16 protein-coding genes, 1 tRNA gene and 2 pseudogenes are annotated in these 26530 nt (G+C 59.6%); 12 read left to right on the forward strand and 7 right to left on the reverse strand.

All coding sequences use genetic code 11. The features are described from left to right. Positions 1–209: 209 nt before the first annotated feature. Positions 210–404: a type I restriction-modification system subunit M N-terminal domain-containing protein gene (locus ABDX79_RS14585; protein ID WP_346221050.1), complete on the reverse strand. Its 195-nt coding sequence runs from the start codon at positions 402–404 to the stop codon at positions 210–212. A gap of 104 nt (positions 405–508) precedes the next feature. Between ABDX79_RS14585 and ABDX79_RS14590 the strand changes: the two genes are divergently transcribed. Further along, positions 509–1501 (forward strand): restriction endonuclease, encoded by a 993-nt coding sequence (locus ABDX79_RS14590; RefSeq protein WP_346221032.1) that lies wholly within the window; start codon positions 509–511, stop codon positions 1499–1501. Positions 1502–1664: 163 nt separating this feature from the next. Here ABDX79_RS14590 and ABDX79_RS14595 read toward each other — a convergent pair whose 3' ends face one another. The 3 genes from ABDX79_RS14595 to ABDX79_RS14605 form a co-directional block, all read right to left on the reverse strand. After that, positions 1665–2735 carry a hypothetical protein gene (locus tag ABDX79_RS14595; protein WP_346221033.1) on the reverse strand — a complete coding sequence of 357 codons (1071 nt, stop codon included), beginning with the start codon at positions 2733–2735 and terminating at the stop codon, positions 1665–1667. A 251-nt stretch (positions 2736–2986) separates the two neighbouring features. Next, positions 2987–3964, reverse strand: a complete 978-nt coding sequence (locus ABDX79_RS14600) for a COG2958 family protein (RefSeq protein ID WP_346221034.1) — start codon at positions 3962–3964, stop codon at positions 2987–2989. Positions 3965–4224: 260 nt separating this feature from the next. Then, positions 4225–4632, reverse strand: coding sequence for a hypothetical protein (locus ABDX79_RS14605; protein ID WP_346221035.1), 408 nt, complete (start codon positions 4630–4632; stop codon positions 4225–4227). Between the two features lie 178 nt (positions 4633–4810). Here ABDX79_RS14605 and ABDX79_RS19755 point away from each other — a divergent pair, with 178 nt between their 5' ends. After that, positions 4811–5635 carry a tyrosine-type recombinase/integrase gene (locus ABDX79_RS19755; RefSeq protein ID WP_463671177.1) on the forward strand — a complete coding sequence of 275 codons (825 nt, stop codon included), beginning with the start codon at positions 4811–4813 and terminating at the stop codon, positions 5633–5635. Next, a pseudogene (locus ABDX79_RS14615) lies at positions 5629–5799 on the forward strand (tyrosine-type recombinase/integrase); the annotation flags it as partial. The gene ABDX79_RS19755 and the pseudogene ABDX79_RS14615, both read left to right, overlap by 7 nt. 241 nt (positions 5800–6040) lie before the next feature. Here ABDX79_RS14615 and ABDX79_RS14620 read toward each other — a convergent pair. Together ABDX79_RS14620 and ABDX79_RS14625 are read right to left on the reverse strand one after the other, a co-directional pair. Next, positions 6041–7252 (reverse strand): hypothetical protein, encoded by a 1212-nt coding sequence (locus ABDX79_RS14620; RefSeq protein WP_346221036.1) that lies wholly within the window; start codon positions 7250–7252, stop codon positions 6041–6043. A gap of 630 nt (positions 7253–7882) precedes the next feature. Next, a complete protein-coding gene (locus ABDX79_RS14625) occupies positions 7883–9004 on the reverse strand; it encodes a hypothetical protein (protein ID WP_346221037.1) in 1122 nt (373 codons plus the stop codon). 133 nt (positions 9005–9137) lie between these two features. Between ABDX79_RS14625 and ABDX79_RS14630 the strand changes: the two genes are divergently transcribed. The 5 genes from ABDX79_RS14630 (at position 9138) to ABDX79_RS14650 (ending at position 16674) form a co-directional block, all read left to right on the forward strand. Continuing rightward, positions 9138–11864, forward strand: a complete 2727-nt coding sequence (locus tag ABDX79_RS14630; RefSeq protein ID WP_346221038.1) for a class I SAM-dependent DNA methyltransferase — start codon at positions 9138–9140, stop codon at positions 11862–11864. Next, the gene (locus ABDX79_RS14635) at positions 11861–13150 is read left to right on the forward strand and encodes a PDDEXK-like family protein (protein WP_346221039.1); all 1290 of its coding nucleotides are present in this window, start codon (positions 11861–11863) and stop codon (positions 13148–13150) included. The genes ABDX79_RS14630 and ABDX79_RS14635 overlap by 4 nt, the downstream gene beginning before the upstream one ends. Further along, positions 13143–15203 carry a DEAD/DEAH box helicase gene (locus ABDX79_RS14640; RefSeq protein WP_346221040.1) on the forward strand — a complete coding sequence of 687 codons (2061 nt, stop codon included), beginning with the start codon at positions 13143–13145 and terminating at the stop codon, positions 15201–15203. The genes ABDX79_RS14635 and ABDX79_RS14640 overlap by 8 nt, the downstream gene beginning before the upstream one ends. After that, positions 15196–16377 carry a GIY-YIG nuclease family protein gene (locus tag ABDX79_RS14645; RefSeq protein WP_346221041.1) on the forward strand — a complete coding sequence of 394 codons (1182 nt, stop codon included), beginning with the start codon at positions 15196–15198 and terminating at the stop codon, positions 16375–16377. Before ABDX79_RS14640 ends, ABDX79_RS14645 begins: the two co-directional genes overlap by 8 nt. Positions 16378–16597: 220 nt before the next feature. Then, positions 16598–16674, forward strand: a tRNA-Arg gene (locus ABDX79_RS14650). 54 nt (positions 16675–16728) lie between these two features. Here ABDX79_RS14650 and ABDX79_RS14655 read toward each other — a convergent pair. After that, the gene (locus ABDX79_RS14655) at positions 16729–17637 is read right to left on the reverse strand and encodes a LysR family transcriptional regulator (RefSeq protein WP_346221042.1); all 909 of its coding nucleotides are present in this window, start codon (positions 17635–17637) and stop codon (positions 16729–16731) included. A 113-nt stretch (positions 17638–17750) separates the two neighbouring features. On the opposite strand from ABDX79_RS14655, the pseudogene ABDX79_RS14660 reads away from it, so the two are divergent. From ABDX79_RS14660 to ABDX79_RS14675, 4 genes and pseudogenes are all read left to right on the forward strand, one after another. Beyond that, positions 17751–18767 (forward strand): annotated as a pseudogene (locus ABDX79_RS14660) (proton-conducting transporter transmembrane domain-containing protein); the annotation flags it as partial. Positions 18768–19274: 507 nt separating this feature from the next. After that, entirely contained in the window at positions 19275–21752 is a 2478-nt protein-coding gene (locus ABDX79_RS14665) for a YbcC family protein (RefSeq protein WP_463671180.1), read from the forward strand. A 304-nt stretch (positions 21753–22056) separates the two neighbouring features. After that, the gene (galE, locus tag ABDX79_RS14670) at positions 22057–23031 is read left to right on the forward strand and encodes a UDP-glucose 4-epimerase GalE (protein ID WP_346221043.1); all 975 of its coding nucleotides are present in this window, start codon (positions 22057–22059) and stop codon (positions 23029–23031) included. A gap of 616 nt (positions 23032–23647) precedes the next feature. Beyond that, a partial coding sequence (locus ABDX79_RS14675; RefSeq protein ID WP_346221044.1) for a beta strand repeat-containing protein occupies positions 23648–26530 on the forward strand: 2883 nt, incomplete at its 3' end.

Raw genomic sequence — 26530 nt, forward strand, 5'->3', positions numbered from 1 at the left:
ATCCCCGGACCAAAAGCCATCAGGATGAAACTGCCCCGGGCAGTGGATACCTGGCGTTAAGCCACCACGCTGTTATCGAAAGCCTCGATCATTTCGGACGGATGCAATCCAATTTGGATCGCCGATCCCGGTCGACGATCAATCCGCTTCAAACTGCTCAACGACGCGGCCGACGACTTCGAGCCAAGCTCGGAGCATCTCTGCCTCGGCTATTCGTAGAGATCGCCCTTGGTGTCGCGAAAGACCCGCTGCCCCATCGGCTTTTCCAGCCGGTTTGCCTTGTTCTCCTCGCGGGTGTGGACGTCGTCGAGCCCGCGGATGAACAGGAGATAGGTGATCTGCTCGATTACCTCGAGCGGGTTGGAGATGCCGCCGGACCAGAAGGCGTTCCAGATCGTATCGATCTTGCTGCGGAGTTCGCCAGTGAGCCTGCCATCCCCTTCGAATCATTGCCGCTTCGCTTCTCCAACTCTAGGCTGGCGCGACGAAAGAGCGAAAGGGGTACGATATGGCTAGTGCCTGGATGGTGCGCGCCGAGAAGGACGGCGTTCTCTACGACGTGTTCAAGGAACAGAATGCGGTCGCGATCGGCTGGGGGGACATCGGCAGACTGGATGCTTTCAGCAGTCGCGATGAGATTGCCGCTGCCATGAAAGAGGTCTGGCCACACTGGAAGGCGCAGACAATCGCGATGTCGACCGGTCAGGTCTATCGTTTCGTGAATGAGATTGCGTCTGGCGATATGGTTGTCACCTATGATCCTCGGCGTCGCAGTTATCTTGTCGGAACAGTTTCTGGGCCATACGAGCGCAGCGACCGCGTCGACCCGGACGATCCCAATCTTCGACCTGTGGAATGGCGCGGAGAGGTGTCACGCGATCTTCTATCCGTGACCAGCAAGAACAGCCTCGGCGCTATTTCAACCCTTTTCCTGCTCCCGACCGAAGTTGCCTCCGATATCGAACGCGCCATGCGCTCCAATGAACCGGCGGATGAGACAAGTGATGCAGTCATCGAGGCAACCGAAAGCGATGTTCTCGAGAACATCCAGTCCAAGGCGCTGGAATTCGCGAAAGATCGGGTTTCGGCCCTTGAATGGGATGACATGCAGGAGCTTGTCGCAGGCCTATTGCGCGCGCTCGGCTACAAGACGCGCGTCTCGCCAGCGGGATCAGACCGCGGAAAGGACATCGTCGCCTCGCCGGATGGCTTCGGCTTCGAGGCACCGCGCATCTTCGTCGAGGTCAAGCATCGCAAGGGGCAAATCGGCGCGCCTGAGATCCGCAGCTTCCTCGGCGGGCGGCATCAGCAGGACAAAGGGCTCTATGTTTCGACTGGCGGCTTCTCGAAGGACGCGTATTATGAGGCAGAACGCGCTAACATTCCACTCGCGCTGATGACGATCGAGGAGCTCGTCGAGTCGCTCATAGAAAACTATGACAAGCTCGATATGGAGACTAAGCAGCTCTTGCCAATGAAGCGGATCTATTGGCCGGTTTGAGAAAAGCCGGCGCGCCCGCGCCACAGTCAGCCGAAGGAAGCCATCGTCTTACGTCAGTGGTCGATATGGATCCCTCTCTGCCGAAAAGAGAGTGGGTGCGTCCAGAGCAACGGTTTCGGCACAGCGGCGCCGGTTTCTCGTGGTCAAGGGCTCGCGCCGTCTCTCAAGGTCTGACTTGCGAGAGCTCGATCACTCGTTTCAGCCATGTCGTGAACCTCAAGGCGACAGAGGGGTCAGCTAACAATGCAGTTTGAAACGAGGGAAAGCCACGGAGATTCTGCGTCGAGAGAGGGCCGACTATTTCGACCAGCTCGTCATATAGAGCTCGTCTCAAATCTTCCGCCGCAAATTGCGGTCGATCGGCAAGCCAGCGCAGCGAAAACGATACCCCGCTACGTCCGACTTTCATATGCGACGGATAGAAAGCTCTGCCGGCGTGGTCCTTCGCCACTGCAAATATGGATCCTTGATCATTTGCTACGCCCGTGGAGCCACCCGCCTCGTGGACACATCGCATGAAGGCAAAAGCGCCTCTCTTCGCGTCGTCGCCAAGATACGCCACGTTCTTTTCAATCCATTCATCTTCGGTAATCGGAGAGAGAGACTTCGAATGGCTTTTCGAGGCGACCGCCCGCTCCGTCTCACCAATGATGCGTGGGCTCAATGAGACGTGGCCATCTTCGCTGGTGAACCACCTCAACTCGACCGCCCGCACGTCAGCACGCATCTGCTCATTCAAGAACTCAACGATCCGTGCAAGCTCTCTCGGTATCTCGTCCGCTACGAATACCAGCTTGATGCGGCCGGCCTTGAAGTTCGAGTCCACCTGCTCCCAGAAGGCGTCTGGATCCTGGTCGCCAATAAATTCGGCGAGTGTCTCCTCAGGGTTGATACTCGCGTCGATCGACGTCTGTCTGAAACGCTCTGCGATCTTTCCGGCTTGCCAATAGGCTGTCGCGTTCGTCGCATAGTCCAGCATCTGACCGACGACCTCACGCCGCAAGCGCGTATCAACGGCCCTCTTCAGCTCGACAAGGACAGGGACCGCGTTCCGGGTCACGAAGAGATGGTCAAGAGACCACCTTCCTACGCCGTGGCTTCCGTCAGAGATTGCCTGCTCTCTGCGAACGAGGAGCAGGTGGCCGCCACCATCGGTGATGAGTTCTGGATACCGCGCAACCAGCTCTTGCACATCCAGTTGCAGCAGGCGTTCTTTCGACGCCGTCGCCTGCAATCGCGCGCACCGGGCAAGATTTGAACCTGTGACCGCTGCCGAAGGAGAACTGCGGATAATTCTCGTCTTGCCGCGAACCGAACGATCCGTTATGCGTCACGTCAGAGCGCTTTGCGCCCTCGTGCACCCGTAGCTCAGCTGGATAGAGCGCTGCCCTCCGAAGCTGCCGCAAATCGACCGCTATCGGCATTTAAGTTGCTGCTCTCGTTGATCTTTCATCAGGTCGCTCGTTGCCGGACGAGCCCTCGGCACTAAACGGCCACTCCTCGGCTTCGAAGTGACCATCCGGATTGTCGGTCTCCAGTCTGGTAAAACTGCCGGACTCGTTTGATGAAAAGCTTGAAATCGCTGTTCTCGTCGACCAAGCGATTGCAGGTCGTCCAGTCGACAGACGCCTTCTCCCTCGCCGGAATAAGGACTTGGCTTTCTGAGGGGTTACTTGTGTCGAGCTGTATGAGACCGACACCGTGCAGCGCATAGAGCATCCGCAGTTCCTGCATCGTGTCAGTTCCTTCGATCTCGGCAGTGACAAGATACGCGATGTTAGACCAAGAGGAATTCGAAACCGCTTGGAAGTATGATTCACGAACGTTGGATCGATTGATAAGTCGCTTTACTTCTGCGGACCACAGGCGAGCGCGAGGATCGCCAGTCTGGCTCACGCAGAGTTTCAGTTCGTCGTTCCAGCCTGAGGTGAGATCCTCGACTCCAACGACGTCCGGATAGAGCCAGCGGTTCCCATTTGAGCCGCGCTTGTTGGACGAGCGCCGCTCGTCGATCCTCATAACGTCAACGGAAAACTCCGTAGAAAGGTAGTCACCGATCAGCGGGTAGAGGTCATGTTCCGAAAGAGCCTCTTCGACTAATTCAGGCTTGATCGTGGCTATCACTGGTGCCGCTTGCGCAGGCTGCTCAGCTTCGGCCTCCTCTACTTCATTTTCGAGGCTCTTCTCTGACCAAAAAAACTGCCGTGGCCTGCTCTCGGTGACGCGAACCTCCGGATGCTTAGCCTGAATTTTCGGACGCTGCGCACCGATCTCTGCCACGATCTGCTGGATCAGATCATCGTCGTTCTTCAGCGCCGCACTTTTCTCCATCTTTGCCCGACATGCTTCCGGGTATTGCTCGAAAATCATCAGCGCGAGCTCTCGAGCCTTGAACCGCTGCTGGGGTTTCTCTCGCAGCAGCCGCGGGACGGTCTTCGTGAGCTGAAGGGTAGGTGCTGGCATCCGTGCTTCGTCTCCGCAGTTTTCGCGTAGATGCTACCGAAGAGAGTCAAATTGCGAAAGCTCTGTGAGAGTATGCCATTGCTGCCTATTCAGAGCAGCACTCTTTGCTCGTCCGCCGGTGCGGCAAGCGCGTGTAGAATATAGTTCCCAAGGCCAGCACACACCTCGAGCTCAGCTCCCGGTAAGTGACGCGGCACATTCCCGGCACAGTGAGATCGGCAGTCGCCGGCCGCGGGATTAAGGCTGTTCGGCTTGTTCTTTCAGAACAACGTCAGTGCCAGGGCTAAGACACTCAGCGCAGTCAATACGACCACGATGCGATAAGGTCCTCTTACGCCGGTCAAGTGCTCGAATCGCCATGATGATATTGATGTCGGCACGCCGAGAATTAGTGCAGCTGACGTCGCCACTGCGGACGCCCAGCTATCGCCGTCGGCGATGGGACCTAGTGCGAGCACGACGAGAAGAAACGCGACAGCAGCGCAGGCCGCTGCCATGGGGATGTAAACGGCACGAAGGACGATCATCATCGACTTCGTTGTGACTCCATCCGCATGCAACGCTGCCTCATGATGCGGCGCAGGGGCCGGTCCAAAAGCATATTTTGCCCCCACGCCGAGCAGGCCGAGGGAGATTAGCACGTAGAGGATCACGCTTGCCGTCAGCATTATCAGCCCTTCGTCTGGTGGGTCTCCAGACTAGCCAATGATGGTGACGTAATAGCACGCCCACGGCGCCTTGAGCCATAACACCGTAGCACCGTAGCACCGTAGCACCGGGATAGTCCTTGGCACCGCCGCACCGGCGTCCTACGCGAAAGGAGCGGCACAAACAGGGAACTACAGCATGGCAACGATACGCAAACTTCGCGGCAAGTGGCAGGGTCAGGTCCGTCGCAAGGGTTTGCAGCCGCGTGCAAAGAGTTTCGAGACGAAGGCCGAAGCCGAGAAGTGGGCGCGTAGCTTGGAAGCAGAGCTCGATCGTTGTGGAAGCCTGCCGGATACACGCCTCGCCGAGAAGATGACAGTGCGCGAGCTCCTCGAGCGCTATGTCGCGGAAATCACTCCCGTCAAGCGCAGCGCCTCGTCCGAGACCTATCGCATTCGCGGCATGCTGACCCGTCCTATCTGCTATCGAACTCTTGCTCTGCTCACGCCGGCGGACGTTGCGAAATACCGGGACGAACGCCTCGCGCAAGTCGCCTCCTCGACCGTCATTCGGGAGCTGAACACACTCGGGCATGCGATCGATATCGCGCGCAAGGAGTGGGGTCTGCATCTGGCCCAGAACCCCTGCCGAATGATCCGTCGGCCAGTCCCGCCGCGCGGTCGCAATCGTCGTCTGCAAGAAGGAGAAGAGCAACGGCTCCTCGACGCCGCGGACTCCGGGCGAAATCCGTTCATGCGCGCGATGATTACCCTCGCGATCGAAACTGCGATGCGACAGGGCGAGATCTTGTCGCTCACATGGGATAATGTCGATCTTGATCGACGCGTCGCTCACCTGCCGATGACGAAGAACGGAGACACCCGCGACGTCCCGCTGTCTCAGCGAGCCACAGAAACGCTCAGAGGACTCGCTGGAGAGCGTCCGGGGCCGATGGTAATCGACACACCACCAAGAGCGCCGTTGAGCAAGCCTGGGGGCATCTCCGTGGCAGGGCGGGCATAGCTGATCTGCGGTTCCATGATCTGCGCCACGAAGCGGTGACCCGGCTTCTGGAACGGGGGTTCAATGTGATCGAGACGGCGACGATCTCGGGCCACAAAGAGCTGCGGATGCTCCAGCGCTATTCGCATCTCAAGGCGGTCGATCTGGTCGAGAGGCTAGGGTAAATCTGAGAACCATGAGCGCCCAAAGCAGGACAAGAGTCCTAAGTTGAGTTGCTTTAGCTACCCCAGTGGAGCGCGTCGATCTCTGCAGGTTTTTCCCACCATTTCCAAGCGTCCCGAGCTCGCCAGTTTGGACTCCTATGGCCTACACGGCTTGGATTGCCGAACTCTGCGGTTTTAGTTTCTCTAATAACTTCTCTACAGACAACCTATAGCTTCCATTCTCACCCACTTAACCCACACCCTATGAGAGAAGCCTCTTCTCCCTTTTACTCAAACTCGCGAGGGCGACCTCGAAGGCCTTGTTCAGTTCCTCATAGGCCAGAAACGTTAGTTCGTCGCCGCTCCCGCTTCTCTGCAGGGACCGGATCTTTCGTCCCTCTTGCTTCAATGCTCTTATGATATCCGGACGGCGGCTCTTCCTATTAGCGGCAGTCACCTCGTCGAGCATCCTCAGTCCGATCACACCAGCCTTCAGGAACTTCAGCTTCCGGTTTCGCTCCAGCCAGCGTTTTGTTGCAGCGAATGAGCCCGTCCGTGGGATCTGAAACGTCGGGAGCTTGAAATCGAAGTAGGGTTTTCGGAGGTCTTCGAAGCGAAACCTTCTAAAGTCCTCGACGGTGGCCAGATCAAGTTTCTGTAGCTCTGACATTCCGAGCGTGACTTCCATGCGAACGCGCTTCTCAGCGTCGGAAAGAACCTTCACGGTTCCGGCCGCCAAGTTCTGTTTATCGATTAGCTTTTCCATCATTCGCCATGATGCGCGTGAACTCTGGGAGCCTACATAGAAAGTCGCGTCCCCAACCGGTGGTCTATCGCGCTCTGATACGGAGAGAAGGTTCGGGTTTACGCGCCTCGCCCTACCAAGCGGAAGAACATGGCGAGTTTCGCGAGAGCCACCCCAGCTGAAGCGCGGCCAGTCCCGCACGCTGACAAGATGATCTCTTCCGGGCCAGAAGCAGCGCTCCAAGGCGCCGAGAAGTCGAATGCGATCGTCGCCGGGGTTCGAGCTTGTTGAATAGAAGTCGACGCTGATCTCGAGCTTCTCGACGACCAGCGGGATTTCGAGCCTACGGGCTCGAAGTATCGCAGCTTCGCACTCGATGATCTGAGCGATCGAGGGCTCCTGCAAACGCACCGTGAAGATCTTCCCGGTGTTCGTCGCTTCCTCCGTCTCGTTCTCGGGCTGAAGGTCTACACGACAGTTGACGCCGAGCGCCGAATCGATTTCCCGTTTTATGTGTAGCCACTGTGTCGGTGCAGGTAGGATTGCGCCCAAGACCACATAGTCTATGAGCGCCCGCTTCTTGAAAGCTTTTAAATCAACCTCGGGCTTCAGAAATTCACGAGCAATCAGTCGCCTCTGCTGATGCCTGATTGGCAAACAGTCGAACTTCAGCTCTACCGGCTCTCGGGCGGTTTTGCGAAATTCGATCGAGGTTTTCTCAGACGACATGCTCCTCCTTTAAATCGATGATGTCGGCCTTTATGATCATCGATCGTCGGGTAGCACATGAGCTTGGGAAGGACGAAGTCCTAGAATACTTTCCCTGTCTCGTAGGCGATGCCTAGGATGTTCCGAAACCTGTTCCGGTTTGGATCCGGTCCTCCAAGCGCCTTAACGCCTGGCTTAACCTGTAAATGCAGGCGTTAAGTCAAACTGCACCATATTCGAGATAAATACGTATTAAAGTAGTATTTTGACTTAACGGAACTTTACGATTTGCGAACGCTCCAATGATTTTTCCCGTGTGTTAAGTCGACAAACCTTCGGTCCGATCAGGCAAAATAGTGCAAAGCGAGCCGCCGACGTTCTGCTCAACTCTCGATCGGCCGGCGGAACCGGTCCTCCAGTTGTGCAAACACCTGAAGGTAGATTGTCGGTCGCGGCTCTAGGCGAAATGGAGAGTCACTGGCGTGCACCGAGGGGCTTATACCACCTCCCTAGCATGGGTAGCGAGAATGCTCGCCAGCGAGGCGCTCTGAGCCCTGACCAACCGCCTTGCGGCGTTATCTAACTAGCGAGCACAATCTTCGGCAAAATGCGCGACGAAGACTGCTGCTGAACGCTGATTCGAGCCGACGATCAATCCGCTTCAAACTGCTCAACGACGCGGCCGACGACTTCGAGCCAAGCTCGGAGCATCTCTGCCTCGGCTAGAGACGTGATCGGAATCCGAATATCACCGTTCAGCGAAGTCAGTTTGAACGGTATCCCAGTCGATCGAAAATCATCCGCCACCCTTTGGCGAGCCTCTTCGCTTTCGAATATGGCTGATGCGGAAATGTAGTTCAGTGACGTGTAGACCTTGCCGTTACCGGTGATGAACAACGGATAGCGTGGCTTACCGCCCTCTGTGAGAGAGAAGCCGAGCGAAGGCGTCTGTGCCGACGTGGTGAAGCTGGTCAGTCCATGGTTCTTAGCCCAGTCGGCGATCCTCCTTGCGGTTCGCCCGGCTTGGTCACCACAGCTTTGGCCGAACCGCTCGAACCATTCGTCCTCGCTCGGCGTTGGCGCACCCCGAACCCTTTCGACTTTGCTCACCGCGTTTTGGGATTGTCCAAGGACGCTGGTCGCGAGGACGCTACCTGTAGAGCCGACATGCCGGCGCACCTCGACGGCATAGACTTCTGCGTCCTTAAGCTGCCGAGCGAGGAACTCGACAATTCGCAGCAGTTCTGTTGGCATCTCATCGACTAGAAAGATCATCCGGATCTTCCCGTCCCGCAAATTAGCCTCAACCCGCTCCCAGAAGGGGCCGACCTCGACCTCCTCACCGAGCAGCAAGCTCAGTGCGTCTCCCGGATCACTGCTCAAAGTCTGATGGGTTCGCGCGAACGAAGATCTGAGATCGTCCAGCTTCCAGAACGACGGGCCGTTCGCGGCATAGTCGAACATCTGCCCGATCACCTCGCGGCGGCTGCGGGTATCGCGGCTGCGCTTGACCTCGACCAGCGTCGGAATGGCGTCCTGGTCGACGTAGAGGTGATCGAGCGACCACCGCCGGTCCGAGGCGTCGCCGTCCGGAACCGGCACTTCCCGTGCGATTAAGGCCCAGCGTCTCGGCACGTCCCCGCTGTAGGCCTCGCCGCCGAGAATATTGGGGTATTCGGCCAGGAGGCGCTGGATATGGTCTTCGTTGTCGTAAGGATGGGCTCGCATTTCGGAGAACGAGCCGTCGACGGCGATGTGGAAGAGCGACTGCATGGGGTCCTGGAAATGATCGCAACAAGTTGGGACTTCTTCATCAAGGAACCCGATCCCATTCACAACACGCAAGACGCGTAATAGGGTCCGGCCCGTCGCGGTGGATCGCCGCGACCAACTGAACGGGGGCATCATGAACGCAGTCGAGATCGAGGAAGCCGTTTCGCAACTGGCGGAGAAAGCGTTCGACGCAGAAGAGTTCCCCTTCGAGTTCCTCGCCGCGTTCGGCAACAAGGATGCGACGCTTAAGCGCCTACGCTCCGGTTCGACCAACAAATCGACGTCGGGCGGCGTCCTGCAGCGCTCGAATATCCATGTTGCCGTCGCAGAACCAGGCAAGACGGTCGAGAAGCTCGGCGAGCTTAGGGCCGATCCATTTACCGAACGCCAGAAGGCGAAATTCTTGCTGGCAACCGATGGCAAGCAGGTGGAGGCCGAAGAGCTCGGCTCCGGCGAGGTCCGCTCGTTCAAATTCGCCGAGCTGCCGGACAATTTCGGCTTCTTCCTGCCCCTCGCCGGCATCTCCACGGTGCGCGAGGTCAAGAACAACCCGATCGACATCAAGGCGACCGGACGCCTTAACCGGCTCTATCTCCAGCTCTTGAAGGACAATGCCGACTGGGGGTCGACGGACAAGCGCGGCGACCTCAACCGCTTCATGGCGCGGCTGATCTTCTGCTTCTTCGCCGAGGACACCGGCATCTTCAACGGCGACGACCTCTTCACCGCCACCATCCGGCAGATGACCGATGCGGACGGCTCCAACACGGCGGAAGTCATCGACAACCTCTTCGCCGCCATGAACCTCGATCCACGCAAGAGCGAGCGGAAGGGCGTGCGCCCCTATGCCGACGCCTTTCCCTTCGTGAACGGCGGCCTCTTCAAGGATGCGATCGGCTGCCCGGTCTTCTCGCGCACTTCGCGGGCCTATCTCCTGCGCGCGGGCGAGCTCGACTGGAAGACGATCAATCCGGACATCTTCGGCTCGATGATCCAGGCCGTCGCCGACGACGACGAGCGCGGCGAGCTCGGCATGCACTACACCTCCGTGCCGAATATCCAGAAGGTGCTCGACCCACTCTTTCTCGACGACCTTCGCGAGCAGCTGGAAGCGGCAGGCACCAATGCCCGCAAGCTTCTGAATCTCAGAAAGCGCCTGTCGCGAATCCGCGTCTTCGACCCCGCCTGCGGCTCCGGCAACTTCCTCGTCATCGCCTATATCCGCATGAGGGAGATCGAGGACGAGATCGTCCGCCGCAGGGCTGAGATCATGGACCGCTCGGCGATCCGTCTTACTCAGTTTTTCGGCATCGAGATCAAGAGCTTCGCCGCCGAGGTCGCCCGCCTCTCGCTGTTGATCGCCGAGTTCCAAAGCGATGTCCGCTTCATCGGCCAGACCGAGGCCCGCGCGCTGGTGCTGCCGCTGCATGCGACGGGGAAGATCGTCACCGGCAACGCGCTGCGGATCGATTGGGAGGACGTTTGTCCACCTTCAAAAGCGGTTGCAGTAGAGGAAGAGGATCTGGGCGGGCGGACCGGGCGGCTGAATTTGGACGGCGAAGGCGAGGAGTGGGAGACGTATATCTGCGGGAACCCGCCCTTCTCCGGATCGCGCAAACAAACTGCAGAAAATAAGAAGGACCTCGCAATTGTTTTTTCTGTTTATAAGGGGAGCTTCAAGAATGCCGATTACGTTGCTGGCTGGTTTTTGAAATCTGTCGCCTTCTCAGAAAGTTCCTCCTCAAAATTCTGCTTCGTGTCTACGAATAGCTTTTGCCAAGGGCAGCAAGTTACCGTAGTCTGGAATTTAATATATAGTCTTGGCTTTCAAATTCGCTTTGCCCATCTGCCATTCAAGTGGAAAAATCTTGCTGCGCACAATGCGGGGGTCACTGTCGTCATAATTTGCGCGGATAGAGATTCCTTGGGAGACAGGCATCTTATAAGCGACGATACAGCTCATCAAGTAGAATATATTAATCCCTATCTAACGCATCATAAAATCGTTTCAGTCCAAGACACCCGACGACCACAGAACAAAATGCCGTCAATGGAGTATGGCGTCTACTATTCGAAGTCAGCCGGACTTTTGCTTACGTTAGAAGAACGTAACCAACTGATTGATGCAGGCGTTCCTAGCGACTTCTTCAAGAAATTTATTGGCTCGACGGAGTTCATAAACGGAGGCTTACGTTACTGCCTATGGATTACGGATGATAGACTGGAAGAGGCGCAAGCTTTTCCAGAAATTTTGGCTCGTATTGAGAGCGTGCGAGCTGACCGTGAGGCATCAAGCGACGCTGCAATGACAAGGCTTGTTGAACGTCCGCACCAATTCCGAGAAGTCAAGGGCGACACCTCTTGGAAACTATTTGTCCCAATTGTTTCATCTGAGGAACGAGAATACTTGCCAAATGGGCTTGCTGGTGACGATATTGTTCCTACGAACAAGGCCTTTTACTTGCCTCGGGCCCCCGTTTGGGTTCTCGCACTTCTTCTTTCTCGCATTCATATTTCGTGGATTGGGACAGTCTGCGGTAGACTGGAGATGCGCTATTCATACTCCAACACCCTCGGCTGGAACACCTTCCCCGTCCCTAAACTCACCGAGCAGAACAAGGCCGATCTGACGCGCTGCGCCGAGGACATCCTGCTCGCCCGCGAGGCGCATTTTCCCGCGACCATCGCCGACCTCTACGACCCCGAAACGATGCCGGCGGACCTGCGCGCCGCCCACGACCGCAACGACGAGACCCTCGAGCGCATCTATATCGGCCGCCGCTTCCGAAACGACACCGAACGCCTCGAAAAGCTGTTCGACATGTATACGAAGATGACCGCGAAGGAGGAAAAGGTATGAGCGAGCAAGCTTCTCCGTCAGAGGAAGAGCTTGAAAGCCTCTTCGTGAACAATGGCGAACTTAATACCGTCGAGGCATATCTCAACCGGTTTAATCCTATTAAAACCATGCGAATGGAAGGAATGGAAATACGCCATTCTGCAATTCTTTCGTGGCTCTTCGACCCACGTGAAACGCATGGCTTCAGCGATAAATTCCTACGGGCATTCCTATGTGAAGCAATGCGTGGCCAAAAGGCTTTGGGAAGCCCAACAGCGCTCGAAATATCTCAATCGGATTTACGCGACGCTGTAGTTCGACGCGAATGGCAGAATATCGACGTTTTCATAATGTTACCGACACTCAAGTGGGCGTTTATTATCGAGAACAAGTTCAAAAGCGGGCAACATGAGGGACAGCTCGCGAAGTATGCGAGAAACGTCCGTGCGTTGTTTGAGCCCCACGAGGGGAGCCTGAAAGTGAGAGGTGTTTTCCTCACGCTATACGGCGATAGTCCAGAAGACGAAACTTATGCACCTATCCAGTATTCGGCGATTTGTGAAATTTTATCAAATATAATGGAGAGCGAGGCCGAGACCGTTCGGTCGGATGTATCGGTTTTTATCAAGCATTATATTGAGGTAATTCGGGAGGCATCAGGTATGAGCGATGAACGTAGAGAAATGGAGACACTTGCTCGCCAGCTTTACAGGTCGCATCGAAAAGCTTTGGATTTCATCATCGAGCACGGTGCAACAACTGATTTTATTATGGCAGTTGAAAGCGTTGTGGGTGAGAACCCGGAGCACGGTCAATTCTATTTAGTCGAGAACCAAAGGTTTATGTTCAGCTGGCACGGCAATAACTTATTCAGCTTTCTTCCGGCGAGCTGGGTAGAAAATCTAGGCGGCGATGAGACAAGATGGAAAGGTTGTGAGAATTGGTGGGCCGGATTTCCGTTGGCCAGCTGGTTTGAGTTGCAGCCAAACGGTGAAGGCGGTTCGGGTAGACTTCGTCTATTTGCAGAGGTCGGCCCACTTTCAGACCATGATTTTCGAAAAAAACTTATCGACACGATAGCTGGCCTAGATCTGAAAAACGTTAAGTTTCAAAGAGGAGCCGGAGAGGCTGGAAAAAAATACTCAAAATTTCTCAAAAATAACGACGTAGTTATTAATGAGGTGCAGAGTATCGAAGAGATCGAGAATGCAATTCATCATTTACTAAAACGCTTTAAGCCCGTATTTGAAGGAGTTGCAGGAACGCTGTCGGTCTTCGCGCATCATGGTGTGATTGAAGATGACTAATATTGCCTCTGCTCCCTCAGTCTCCGTCCAATACGCCGCCACCGGCGCCTCCAAATCCTCCGATGAACTTGGCATGCGGGCCATGCAGGCGCGGGCCTATGCCAAGCGAGGCGAGCAATATCTGCTCATCAAGTCGCCACCGGCCTCGGGCAAATCGCGCGCGCTGATGTTCATCGCGCTCGACAAGCTGGAGAACCAGGGGCTGAGACAGGCGATCATCGTGGTGCCGGAGCGCTCGATCGGTGCTTCTTTCCGCGACACGCCGCTCTCGGCTCACGGCTTCTGGGCGGACTGGCGGATCGAGCCGCGCTGGAACCTTTGCAATGCGCCGGGCGCGGACGACAGCCACGCAGCCAAGGGCAAGGTCGCCTCGGTGAAGGCTTTCCTGGAGACCGGCGACAAGACGCTCGTCTGCACCCATGCGACTTTCCGTTTTGCAGTCGACGAACTGGGGGTGGAGGCCTTCGACGACCGGCTCATCGCCGTCGACGAGTTCCACCATGTGAGCGCCAATCCGGACAACAAGCTCGGCACCCATCTGCGCGGCTTTCTCGAGCGCGATCGGGTGCATATCGTCGCGATGACGGGTTCCTATTTTCGCGGTGATGCCGAGGCGGTGCTGACACCCGAGGATGAGGCGCGCTTTGAGACCGTCGTCTACACCTATTACGAGCAGCTGAACGGCTACGACTATCTGAAGAGCCTCGACATCGGCTACTTCTTCTATTCGGGCCGCTACATGGATGCGATCAGTGGGGTGCTGGATCCGGCGAAGAAAACGATTGTCCATATACCGAACGTGAATGCGCGCGAGAGCCTCGGCGACAAGATCAAGGAGGCCGAGGACATCATGCACGCCCTTGGAACCTGGACTGGCAATGATCCTGCGACCGGCTTCCAGCTGATCACCCGCGAGGACGGCCGCGTCTTGAAAGTCGCTGATCTTGTCGACGACGACGGCGCACGCCGCGACCGGGTGATCGGCGCCTTGAAGGACCCGGCCCATGCGAACGACCGCGACCATGTCGACATCATCATCGCGCTCGGCATGGCCAAGGAGGGCTTCGACTGGATTTGGTGCGAGCACGCGCTGACCGTCGGCTATCGCTCGTCGCTTACGGAGATCGTCCAGATCATCGGCCGCGCGACACGCGATGCACCGGGCAAGACCTCGACGCGTTTCACGAACCTCATCGCCGAACCCGACGCCTCAGACGAAGCGGTCAACGAGGCCGTCAACGACACGCTGAAGGCAATCGCCGCAAGCCTTCTGATGGAACAGGTGCTCGCTCCGAAATTCACCTTCTCGCCGAAGAGCGCGGGCGCAAAGCCGGACTTCGACTATGGTGAAGGCGGCTATGAAGCGGGCGGCACGAATGTCGGCTTCAACGACAGGACGGGACAGTTCCATCTGGAGATCGGTGGCCTCGTCGAACCGAAAAGCCAGGAAGCCAGACGCATCTGCGAACAGGACATCAACGAGGTGCTGGCAGCCTTCGTCCAGGACAGGACAACCGTCGAGCGCGGCGTATTCGACGAGGAGACACCGGCCGAAGACCTGACCCAGCTTCGCATGGGACGGATTGTCGCCGACAAGTTCCCGGAACTCGACGACGAGGATCGCGAAGCGGTGCGCCAGCATGCGGTCGCGGCGCTTGCGATCACGCAGCAGGCCAAACAGCAGACGAAAGCGCACGAGGCTGGCAACGAAGACGCGACCTCGAACACGGCATTCATCGATGGCGTTCGCAAATTCGTTCTGGAGGTGAAAGATCTACAGATCGATCTTATCGATCGGATCAACCCGTTCCAGACCGCACGGGCGATCCTCTCGAAGTCGATGAACGAGCAGACGTTGCGAGAAATCGCAGAGATCATTGCGAAGAAGCGGATCAAGCTCACGCACGAAGAGGCCCGCATGCTCGCCACCCGCGCGATCCAGTTCAAAAAGGAGCACGGACGCTTGCCCTCGCTGACTTCGCCAGATGCTTGGGAGCGCAAGATGGCCGAGGGCATCGCCTTTCTACAGATGAAGGCCGCAGCGAATGGCTGACCAAAGCGATCTCGATATCCTGAGCGAGCTCGGGGTCGAGCCGGTCCAGAAGCAGAAGCCGGCAACATCCCCGCGCGATGCAAGGATCATCGCCGGCTTTGAGGATATCCAGAAGTTTGTCGAAGAACACGGGCGCGTCCCGCAGCACGGTGCGGATCGCGACATCTTCGAAAGGCTCTACGCCGTCCGTCTAGATCGGTTGAGAGCGCAGTCCGATTGCGTTGCGTTGCTGCGGGACCTCGATCATCAAGGACTGCTCGCCGACGAGACGTCTGTCACAGCCGAAGAGGCCGAGCCAGAAGACGACGAGGCCATTCTTGCATCGCTCGGCCTCCAGGACGAAGCCACTGCAGGCCTGACTGAACTGAAGCATGTTCGTTCAGCGTCCGAGCGGAAAGCTGCCGATGAGATCGCGACACGCCAGCCCTGCGCCGACTTCGAGACATTCGCGCCGCTGTTCCGGTCGATGAAGGCGGATCTCGAAAGCGGTGCGCGGCAGACGCGAAAATTCGAGCGTAAGTCGGAAATCGAGCAGGGCCGCTTTTTCATTGTCGAAGGGTTGATAACCTATGTCGCCGAAGCAGGCGCGGAATTCCTCAACGACTCCGGCAATCGCGATTGCCGCCTTCGTGTCATCTACGACAACGGCACCGAAAACAATCTCCTCGCCCGATCGCTGCAGAAGGCCCTCACCCAGGACCCGACAGGCCGACGTATAACGGAGCCCGAGGCAGGTCCGCTCTTTGAAAGGGAAGAACAAGTCGAAGGGAGCGAAACCGGCACGATCTACGTTCTCCGCAGCCTGTCGAACGACTCGAAGATCGCCGAAATGCGTTCGGTTCTTCACAAGATCGGCGTCACCGGCGGTTCCGTCGAAAAGCGCATTACGAACGCCGAGCTCGACCCAACCTTCTTGATGGCGCCGGTCGAGATTGCATCGACATTCAAGCTGATCGACATCAACCGCGTGGCGCTGGAAAACCTGCTCCACCGCTTCTTCGCGCCGGGCCGGCTCGACCTGACGATCCATGATCGTTTCGGTAACCCGATCAAACCGCGCGAATGGTTCATCGTGCCCCTACCGGTCATTCGTGAAACCATTGAAAAGCTGCAGGCAGGCAAGCTTCATTGCTACACGTATGATGCTCAGCAAGCGCGGTTGTTGGAGATGTGAGAGTCGGCTGTTTTATCCGGTAAGCGACTGAAGCCGGCACGCTGCCGCCACATCAAGCTTCGCTCACTCGGATTTCCTGCGCCTGCGACTCAAGCAATCGCGCGCGCCGGGCAGGATTTGAACCTGTGACCGCTGCCGAAGGAGAACTGCGCATAATTCTCGTCTTGCCGCGAACCGAACGATCCGTTATGCGTCACGTCAGAGCGCTTTGCGCTCTCGTGCACCCGTAGCTCAGCTGGATAGAGCGCTGCCCTCCGAAGGCAGAGGTCACAGGTTCGAATCCTGTCGGGTGCGCCATTCTCCCAAGGTCCATCGATGGAAACCGCTTTCGCCTGGCTTAGGCGGACAGCGTTATTCAGCAGGGGCTGGTGTCTTGGCCTGATGGCGTTCATCCGCCATCACCTCGCCTAACAACGGATTGGGAAAGCGGCGTGTCGGCGTGATGGCGTAGAAGGTTTCGGTCAGCTGCGGAAACCGCTCGACCTCCAGCAGTTCGCCGCGCTCCAGCTCGTCCTTCACGACAATGGGCGGTACGATCGCGAGCCCCGTCCCCTCGCGCGCGAGCAGCCGGATCATCGCCATGTCGTCCACCTCCGCCGCAATCCGTGGACGGATACGCAGCCGGTCGAACAGGGCATCGACCCCGACCCGGATGCTGCTGTCGATCGTCGGCAACACAAGCGGCTCGCGCGACAAGAGATCCTCGAATGTCGCCCCCTTGCCGACCCGTTCGGGAACACCGACCAGGCTCACCGGCTGTTCGGCGATCGCATGGGAAATCCAGGGCGTCGCCGCATCACGCGGCGGCGAGATATTGGCGAGAACCACGTCGAGCCGGTGGGCCTCAAGGTTCTGCAGGAGATCGCCAAGAGCGCCCGAGCGGATGACCACCTCGACATCGTCACGGCCAAGCAGTGGCTGCAGATATCCAATCTGGAAATTTCGCGAGAGGGTGGCTTGCGACCCGACCCTGAGGACCCGGCGCTGACCGGCAGACCGCTCGGCAAGCGTATTCACGAGCTCATCGCCCACAGCGAAGATCGCATCGGCATGGTCCAGCGCGATATGCCCGGCCTCGGTGAGGACAAGACCGCGACCCTGCCGTTCGAACAGCTTCTGGCCCAGGCGCTCCTCAAGATGCCGGATCTGCGTCGAGACCGCCGACTGGGATACGTTCAGGCGTTCGGCCGCGCGGGTTAGATTGCCTTCATGCGCCACGGTTTGAAAATAGCGAAGGTGGTGGAAGTTCAGCTCGTTCATAACGTTCTATAAAACAGAATGATATCGCAACAACAATGTATTTTTCTTAAATTACCGCTCGCTCTATGTCGCCGTCCATATCGTCGACGCAAACGAGCAGAGAGCCGACCATGATGCAGAGTTTCGTTTTGTTGCTTGCCCCCGCCGTTCTCCTGGCAGCGGCGGTGTTCGCGTTTATCAGGCCGGGCCGCCGCCCCCCGCTTGTCGCGAAGATCAGCGAGGCAGCCGCAATTCTGGCCTTTGTCGCCTCGATCGGTTCCGTTATTTTGCTGATCGTCGAAGGTGCCGGCACCGGGCCGGTGATCGGCTTTGGGTCGATCGGCTTTTCGGTCCGGCTCGACGTGGTCAGCACGACTATGATGACGCTGGTGTCCTTCGTCGGCTGGATCGTGATCCGCTATTCGGGCTCCTATCTCGACGGCGAGGATCGGCAGGGGGCGTTTCTGGGCTGGATGGCGACGACGCTTGCCACGGTTCTGCTCCTCGTGCAGTCAGGCAATCTCGCCTGCTTCGTCGTCTCCTGGATCGCCAGCAGCTTCTGCCTGCACCGGCTCCTCGTGTTTTACGGGACGCGCGTTCAGGCCCAGCGCGCCGCACGCAAGAAGTATATCATCGCGCGCATCGGCGATGCGGCACTCCTCGGATCTGCCATCACGCTTCTTGTCGGCTACGGCACGCTGGATATCGGAGCGATCCTGTCCGCCGCGAGCGACGGCATCGCCCCGGCCGGCGTGACCTGGGCGGCGGGACTTCTCGCCATCGCTGCCCTTCTGAAATCGGCCCAGTTCCCCTCCCATGGCTGGCTGACGGAGGTCATGGAAACGCCGACGCCGGTTTCGGCGCTGCTTCATGCCGGCGTCATCAACGGCGGCGGCTTCCTGCTGATCCGGTTTGCCGATGTGATGCTCCTTGCGCCGGGCGTCCTTGCCGTGCTCGTCATCGTCGGCGGCTTCACGGCCCTTTTCGGCTGCCTTTCCATGCTCTCCCAGTCGGGCGTCAAGAACTCGCTGGCCTGGTCCACGATCGCACAGATGGGCTTCATGACGATGCAGTGCGGGCTGGGCCTCTTCTCGCTCGCGCTTTTGCATGTCGTGGCGCACTCGCTCTACAAGGCCCATGCCTTCCTGATATCGGGGACCGCCGTCGATCTGGTGGCTTCGCTTCGCAGGCCCGGTCCCATCGCGATCCCGAACGGACGGGCCGTGCTGCGGGCCTTCGCGCTGGCCCTTGCGATCTACGCGGTGATCGGCTTCGCCATCGGGTTCGAGACGAAGTCGCCGCAGGCGATCGCCCTCGGAGCCATTCTCATCTTCGGCGTCGCCTATCTCATCGCTCAGGGACTGGCGGACGCAGCGCCGCGCGAATTGACCTGGCGGACCGCGCTCTATGCCATCGGCGCATCCGTCAGCTATTTCCTGCTGCAATCCGGCACCGAATGGCTGACGACCGGCATGCTGCCACGGACACCGGAACCCGGCCCGCTGGAATGGGCCCTGATCGTCCTTGCCGTTCTGAGCTTCGGCCTCGTTGCCTACGCGCAGGCCCTGTTTCCCCTCTGGTCAAACCATCCGGCGGCAGCCGGCCTTCGCGTGCATCTGACCAACGGCCTTTATGCCAATGCCGTCGTCGACCGGCTCATGAAGAACTGGTCGATCCGCCGGCGGCCCGCGACGACGACCGAAACGCCGCAGGATTTAGATAAAGGCCCAGCCGTGGAGATCGCGCACGGTGTCATCACGGAGGCCGCGAAGAAGTCCGCGCGGCAAATTCCGCCGCTCTGGCCACTGGCTTCGTCCGTCGCGGTCAATCCGTTTCTCGGCCAGACGAACGAGACCCTGGCGGAAACAGGAGCACGCCTCGGCCGCCTGGGCGACATTCCGGTCACGATGCCCAGATCCTGGTATCGCGACAAGATGGCAGCCGGAGAGATTCTGGACATCGATCTCGCAGGGGCGCTCGAAGCCTCGTCTCATGAGGAGAAGCCGGCCGATCTAGCGTCCCTGAAGGATGCGCTCGCACGCGAACATCCACGGGTCTCTGCTCTGCCGACCATTGCCGACCTCGCGGCCGGCGCGAGCGGAATAGACTGGCCCGGCATCATCGCGAACCGGTTCGGCATCTGGGCGAGCGGATACTTCGACAAGGGCCAGGCCCTGTGGGCAGCCCCGCGCGGCAGATCGGCATGGTCCGCCTGGTGTGCCCATACCATCTATGACCTGACGCCCGAAATCATGGGGCTTGGCGAGTTCTCGGACTTCGTCGCGAACGCGCCGCAAAGGCCTGAAGAGGCGATCGCCCGTGTCGCCACGCGTCTCGGCCTCACCGAAGCCGGCCTCGACAGCTACTTCCATCAGCTGCTGATCTCCCTCGGCGGCTGGGCTCAATATGCCCGCTACGAGCTCTGGCGCGCGGACCTTGCGGGTGCGACCGACGCAACGCTGACCGATATGCTGGCGATGCGCCTCCTGTGGGAAGAAGCGCTGCTGGTTCAGTACGAGGCAAAGATCGGTGGCGAATGGGCTGCGGTGCGCCGCCGGCACGCGACGCCGGTGCGACCGACAGCCGATGAGGTTGTCGACGAGATCGTACAGGAAGCGGCGGAACGGGCAGCCCAACGCGAGCTGGCGGGCAGTTTGACGAAGGTCGCGCCCATCACCTTCGAGGGACGTCCTGCGATGCAGGCCGCCTTTTGCATCGATGTGCGCTCGGAGGTCTTCCGGCGCGCACTCGAGACCATCGATCCGTCGATCCAGACGCTTGGCTTTGCGGGCTTCTTCGGCCTGTCCACCGCCCATCGCCGGTTCGCCTCCGATATCGAGGAGCGGCACCTTCCCGTTCTGCTCAATCCGGCGGTGGGCTCGTCGTCCGGCGGGCCGGAGAGCAGGAACGATGATCTCGCCGCGCGCTACAAGGCGCGGGCGAAGCGGGCTTGGGGCCGGTTCAAGCTGGCCGCCGTTTCGTCTTTCGCCTTCGTGGAGGCGATGGGGCCGGTTTATGTCGGCAAGCTGGTGCGCGACGGGTTGGGGCTCGCCCACGCGCCCGTGCCGGCCGATCCGGCGCCGCGCTTCACCCCCGAGCTGGATCCGGAAAGCCGCATCACGGCGGCCGAAACCATCCTGCGGGCCATGTCGCTGACGACCGGGTTCGCGCGGATCGTTCTCCTCGTCGGCCACGGTGCGCGCGTCGTCAACAATCCCCATGCGAGCGGTCTCCATTGCGGGGCCTGCGGCGGCTATTCTGGAGATGTGAACGCCCGGCTTCTGGCAGGCCTTCTGAACGAGGCCGAGGTGCGCAAAGGGCTCGCAGAGCGCGGGATCGTCGTGCCGGCGGATACGCTGTTCGTCGGCGCCCTTCACGATACGACCGGCGATACGGTCGCGCTCTATGAGGGCGACGTGAAGGCCGAAGGCCATCGCGCGGACCTGAAGGCCGTTCGCCAGTGGCTTCAGGCCGCCGGAAAGATCTCGCGCGGCGAGCGTGCTCTCCGGCTGCCGGGGGCCGAGGACGAGAGTGACATCCACATGCGGACCCGCAACTGGGCGGAGGTACGCCCGGAATGGGGCCTCTCTGGCTGCAAGGCCTTCATCGCCGCACCACGGACGCGCACGGCCGGGCGCAGCCTAGAAGGTCGCACATTCCTGCACGACTACGACTGGCGCCAGGATAGTGAGCGCGGCTTTGGCGTGCTCGAACTGATCATGACCGCGCCGGTTGTCGTCGCGAGCTGGATCAGCCTGCAATACTACGGTTCGACGGTTGCACCTCGCCAGTTCGGCGCAGGCAACAAGCTTCTGCACAATGTCGTGGGCGGCATCGGCGTCTTCGAAGGCAATGGCGGGCTCATGCGGGCTGGGTTGCCCTGGCAGTCGATCCACGACGGCGAGCGGTATATTCACGATCCATTGCGCCTGACGGTCTGCATCGAAGCGCCGCGCGAAGCGATGAGTGACATCCTTTCGCGTCATGAGGGTGTGCGCAAGCTGTTCGACAATCGCTGGCTCCACCTCTTCGCCATCGATGAGACCGGTCGGCTCGCCTGGCGCTATACCGGCGACCTCGGCTGGGAGCCTGTCGATACTGAGGCGACCGCCGTTTGTCAGGAGGAGGCCGCTTAGAGCCAAAGAACCAAGCGACGCTCTTTGCGGATGAAGCGCTCAGGATGGGCTTGCGAGCCCCATCCTGAGCGAGAGCCAAATGCGATAAGTCAGCGTCGGCGTTTCGCTTCAAACCTTTGCGTTGGACCAGCAGATTTTGTGGCGCTCCGATGGGAGCGTCGGCATAAAGCGTGCCTTGGCGCACAGGTCGCCTCAGTCGAAAAAGCGGACCTTCGCGCTTGATATGATGTGTAAGCTGTCAGTGACTTGGCCGTCCACAACGGCTACAGGCGGAGTCGACAAGACTCAACAGGGTGATATGACAATGACGGTTGCCATTCTGGTGGTTGGTGGCGCCGGATATATCGGGTCTCATACGTGCCTCGACCTCTCGGAGCAGGGCTGTCTCCCCGTGACCTACGACAACTTGTCGAACGGCCATGCGGAGTTCGTGCAATGGGGACCCCTGGAGACGGGAGAGCTCGCCGACACCGATCGCCTGAGCGACGTCATGGCCAAATACCACCCCGAAGCAATCGTGCATTTCGCCGGCCTGATCGAGGTTGGCCAGTCCGTCAAAGACCCCCTCTCATTCTACAGCAACAACGTCTCCGGCACGATCTCCCTGCTGACTGCGGCAGAGCGAAACGGGATCGACAAGATCGTATTTTCCTCGACCTGTGCCACCTACGGATTGCCGAAAACCGTTCCACTGTCGGAAGATCACCCGCAGGCTCCGATCAACCCCTATGGCCACTCGAAATTACTTGTCGAGACCATCCTTCGCGATTGCGCCGCCTATCGGGATTTGAAGCCGGTCATTCTTCGCTATTTCAATGCAGCCGGCGCCGATTTCGAGGGGCGGATCGGCGAGCGGCATGATCCGGAAACCCATGTCGTGCCGATCGCAATCGATGTCGCTCTCGGGCGCCGCGATCAGTTCGTGTGCAATGGCACCGATTACGACACTCGCGATGGCAGCGCTGTTCGCGATTACGTCCATGTGGCCGATCTCGCCCGGGCGCATTCACGAGCGGTCAGCTATCTGTTGAACGGCGGAGACGCCGTCACCCTCAATCTCGGCACCGGACACGGAACGACCGTCTTCGAACTGGTGAAGGCGGTAGAGCGCGTCTGCGGACGTCCCTTTCCTCTTCGGACCGGCCCGCGCCGGGAAGGTGACGCTCCCGTTCTTGTGGCCGACAACCGGAAGGCGCGCGACGTGCTCGACTGGGCACCGAAATACGACTTGGACGCGATCGTTCAGAGCGCCTGGAATTGGCACACGGCGCCGCGCTGACAACTTTGACGGGCTGATCGCCCATGCTCCTGATCGCCGCGCAAACCCGGCCTGCCCTATCGGATCAGTGCTCTTCGAAGCGGTTCCGAGAACCCTGGAATCGGGCATGCGCCGTCCAAACCGGTCGCGCTTCTGACCACCCGCAGGATCGCGGCACACTGTATCGACTTGCCCGAATCGCGCTGGCTTCGAGGCATTAAGGACCGCGAATCATTTGATCGCAATGAGCACGCTCAAGTGACAATCGAGGTTAACCATCATCGAGGTTTTCGGCCGACGGTCCAATGACCATTCGGCCCTCGAAAGGAGCGAGCCTCGAGGCCTGCTCCTGAGGCTGCTCACGTCCAGATCCAAGTCGAATTTGGCTGAAATTGCGTTCGAAGAGGCGTTAGAGCCACTGTCTAATGCAGATTGTGGTTCCAACCCCGGAAGCTGAATCCGAAATTCAGCTTAACGAAAGGTCAATTGTGTTGCTTGCGCGCCATAGGCCCAATTGCGTTGGATCGCTTACACCTTACGCGGAAAGCACTGCGATGCGGGGGTTTCGCAGGGTCGGATTTTGAAAAGCGGCGCCGACAGGATCGGCGTTCAGGGGACGATTATGAATCAGTCAGTTATGTCAAGCGTCACGCGGGTCGTTGCGAACCGTGCGTCTAAGGCCGGACTCACGAAAGCCTTCACCGTCTCCCGCTCGACATTTCAGACCGGCATCCGCCAGCGCTCCGTGAGCGGTCCCCGCTTCGGTCGCCCGGTCGTGCTGGCGTTCGTAGCCGCTGTCGGCTTTTCCGCCGCCATGGCGGCCCAGCCGGCTGTCGCCGCGACATTCACCGTCACGAATGAAACGGAACTTGCGAACGCGATCCAAACCGCCAATGCGAACGGCGAGGCGGATACGATAACCGTCACCCAGAATATCACCCTATCGGGCTTTTTACCTGTCATCGGCGACGATGCTGCCGACAACCTCACCGTCGACCTTGGCGGCAACAGCATCTCGGGCAACAACGCGACACGCATCTTCTTTGCGAATGCCGGCACCCTCAACGTGCAGAACGGATCGCTCGTCGACGGCAATGCAATAGGTGGAACCGGCGGCGCAGCGGATAATGCTGATACAGGTGGCGGTGGCGGTGGTCTCGGCGCGGGCGGAGCGCTCTTCGTAAGGGACGGCGCAACCGCCTCGATCGAAAATGTCTCGTTTTCCAACAATGCGGCTCGAGGCGGGACAGGCGGCGCCATCGGAGCGGTCTCAAACGATAGCGGCGGCGGCGGCGGCGGCGGCCTCGGCGGGAATGGCGGAAATCCGCCAACGTCGAGCCTGTCGGCAGGCGGTGGCGGCGGCGGCGCTTTCGCAGACGGCGCGAATGGTTCCGGCTCGACTGGGGGCGCCGGCGGCGGACCAAACGGCGGAACAGGTGGCACGACGAGTGCGGCAGCCGGTAACGGAGGCGATTTCAGCGGCGGCGGTGGTGGCGGCGGCGGTTCGGGCGGCACCAACGCAGCCGGTGGTACCGGCGGTTTCGGCGGCGGCGGCGGTGGCCCTTCGGATAACGGCACCGGCGGAAACGGCGGATATGGCGGCGGCGGCGGCGGCGGCGGTTACAGTAGCGGGGTAGCCGGCAACGGCGGCTTCGGAGCAGGCGGCGGCGGCGATCGCAGCTCAGGGCAGCAAGGAACCGGCGGATTCGGTGCCGGCGCAGGCGCAGGCGGCTCTCGCGGCGGCGGCGGCGGCGCTGGTTTTGGCGGTGCTGTCTTCGTCATGAATGGAGGGGCGCTGACCATTAACGGCGCCGGTGCGATCACCGGGGGTTCGGTGACAGCTGGCAACGGCTCGAACGGCGGCCAGAACGGCACGGCTGACGGAGCCGGTCTTTATCTCCAAAACTCCGGCGTGACCTTCACACAAGCAGCCGGACAGACGCAAACCGTCGCCAACGTCATCGCAGATGATACTGGCAACGGCACGAACAGCGGAAGCCTCACGAAATCAGGCGATGGCACTCTCGTTCTGTCCGCCGCCAACACCTATACCGGCACGACTACCGTCAATGGCGGTACGCTCGATATTTCGGGATCGGGCTCGGTTGCATCGAAGATCGTCACCGCCAACAATGCCGGCGTCATCCAGGTCGACGGCGGTGCGTTTCCGAACGCCCCGATCGTCAACCTGAACGGGACATCGCGGTTGTCGCTCACCGATACCGCGGGGACCTATACGCAAGGAATTGGTGCCCTGAACGGCGTTGCGGGTTCGCAGACGCAGCTGGCCGACAATACCCTCTCCATCACGGGCCCCGGTGCCGGTTTTGCGCAGACCTCCACCTATTCCGGTGAAATCAGCGGGTCCGGTCGCGTCTTCATCACAAATGGTGGTGCAGTGCAGATCTTCGACGGGGCGAACACCTATACGGGCGCGACCGAGGTTGCCAACGGCACACTAATCGCTGCCAGCGCGGGCGCACTCGGCGGCACAGGCACAGGCACGACCGTTGCGAACGGGGCAACTCTCGGCCTCCAGGGGGATATCGCGATCAACGGCGAGGCGCTGACTTTCAACGGAACCAGCGACGCCAGTGCACCCGCGCTTCGAAACATATCCGGGAACAATCAATACAACGGAGACATCACGCTCGCTCGCACGGCGACGGCTCCCGCCACCCCGGTGGCGCGCATCAACTCTGATGCCGGCACACTGACGATCGGCGGCTCCATCGCGAACGGAACGAATAACCTGATCCTTGGCGGCGCAGGAAACGGCCAGGTCAACGGCGTTATCGGAAACGCAGGTAACACAGGCGGGCTGACAAAGGACGGCGCTGGCACCTGGACGCTCAACGGCGCCAACACCTATACCGGCACGACCACGGTTAATGCAGGAACGCTCGACATCACGGGTTCGGTGGCATCGGCCACGGTCACAGCCAACAATGCCGGCGTGATCCAGGTCGACGGCGCATCCATCGCCGATACGGCGGCTGTTGCGCTTAACGGCACCTCCAACCTGACGCTCACAGGAAGCGAGACGATCGGCTCGCTCGCAGGCGCGACCGGCTCCACCGTCACCCTCGGCGCGAACACGCTGACGACCGGCGGCAGTAACGCTTCCACCACCTTCGCAGGCGTCGCCTCCGGGACAGGCGGTCTCACCAAGGAGGGCACGGGTACCTTCACCGTCTCGGGCGCCAACACCTATACTGGCGCGACGACCGTCAACGCTGGAACGCTGGACCTGACCGGTGCTGGTTCCATCGCTTCGACGAGCATCAGCGTTGCCGGCGGCCAGCTACAGACCGATGGCGGTGCCTTTGCGACGGGGGCCGCGATAACCGTCTCGGCCGGTACGCTGACGATCAATGGCAACGACACCATCGCCTCCCTCGGCCAGTCCGGCGGCACGGTGAACGGCAACGCGGCCCTCGGCGTCACCGGCGCCTTCAACCAGTCCGGCGGCACCACCGGCGGCACCGTCGACGTCAACTCGGCCTCCTTCACACAGTCC

The organism is Fulvimarina fulva, assembly GCF_039652615.1.
Lineage (GTDB): Bacteria > Pseudomonadota > Alphaproteobacteria > Rhizobiales > Rhizobiaceae > Fulvimarina.

Bases quoted from the DNA above. Each gene is read 5' to 3' on its own strand.
- ABDX79_RS14590 (WP_346221032.1), top strand. From the start codon at position 509: ATGGCTAGTGCCTGGATGGTGCGCGCCGAGAAGGACGGCGTTCTCTAC.
- ABDX79_RS14600 (WP_346221034.1), bottom strand. From the start codon at position 3,964: ATGCCAGCACCTACCCTTCAGCTCACGAAGACCGTCCCGCGGCTGCTG.
- ABDX79_RS14605 (WP_346221035.1), bottom strand. From the start codon at position 4,632: ATGCTGACGGCAAGCGTGATCCTCTACGTGCTAATCTCCCTCGGCCTG.
- ABDX79_RS19755 (WP_463671177.1), top strand. From the start codon at position 4,811: ATGGCAACGATACGCAAACTTCGCGGCAAGTGGCAGGGTCAGGTCCGT.
- ABDX79_RS14620 (WP_346221036.1), bottom strand. From the start codon at position 7,252: ATGTCGTCTGAGAAAACCTCGATCGAATTTCGCAAAACCGCCCGAGAG.
- ABDX79_RS14625 (WP_346221037.1), bottom strand. From the start codon at position 9,004: ATGCAGTCGCTCTTCCACATCGCCGTCGACGGCTCGTTCTCCGAAATG.
- ABDX79_RS14630 (WP_346221038.1), top strand. From the start codon at position 9,138: ATGAACGCAGTCGAGATCGAGGAAGCCGTTTCGCAACTGGCGGAGAAA.
- ABDX79_RS14635 (WP_346221039.1), top strand. From the start codon at position 11,861: ATGAGCGAGCAAGCTTCTCCGTCAGAGGAAGAGCTTGAAAGCCTCTTC.
- ABDX79_RS14640 (WP_346221040.1), top strand. From the start codon at position 13,143: ATGACTAATATTGCCTCTGCTCCCTCAGTCTCCGTCCAATACGCCGCC.
- ABDX79_RS14645 (WP_346221041.1), top strand. From the start codon at position 15,196: ATGGCTGACCAAAGCGATCTCGATATCCTGAGCGAGCTCGGGGTCGAG.
- ABDX79_RS14655 (WP_346221042.1), bottom strand. From the start codon at position 17,637: ATGAACGAGCTGAACTTCCACCACCTTCGCTATTTTCAAACCGTGGCG.
- ABDX79_RS14665 (WP_463671180.1), top strand. From the start codon at position 19,275: ATGAAGAACTGGTCGATCCGCCGGCGGCCCGCGACGACGACCGAAACG.
- galE (WP_346221043.1), top strand. From the start codon at position 22,057: ATGACGGTTGCCATTCTGGTGGTTGGTGGCGCCGGATATATCGGGTCT.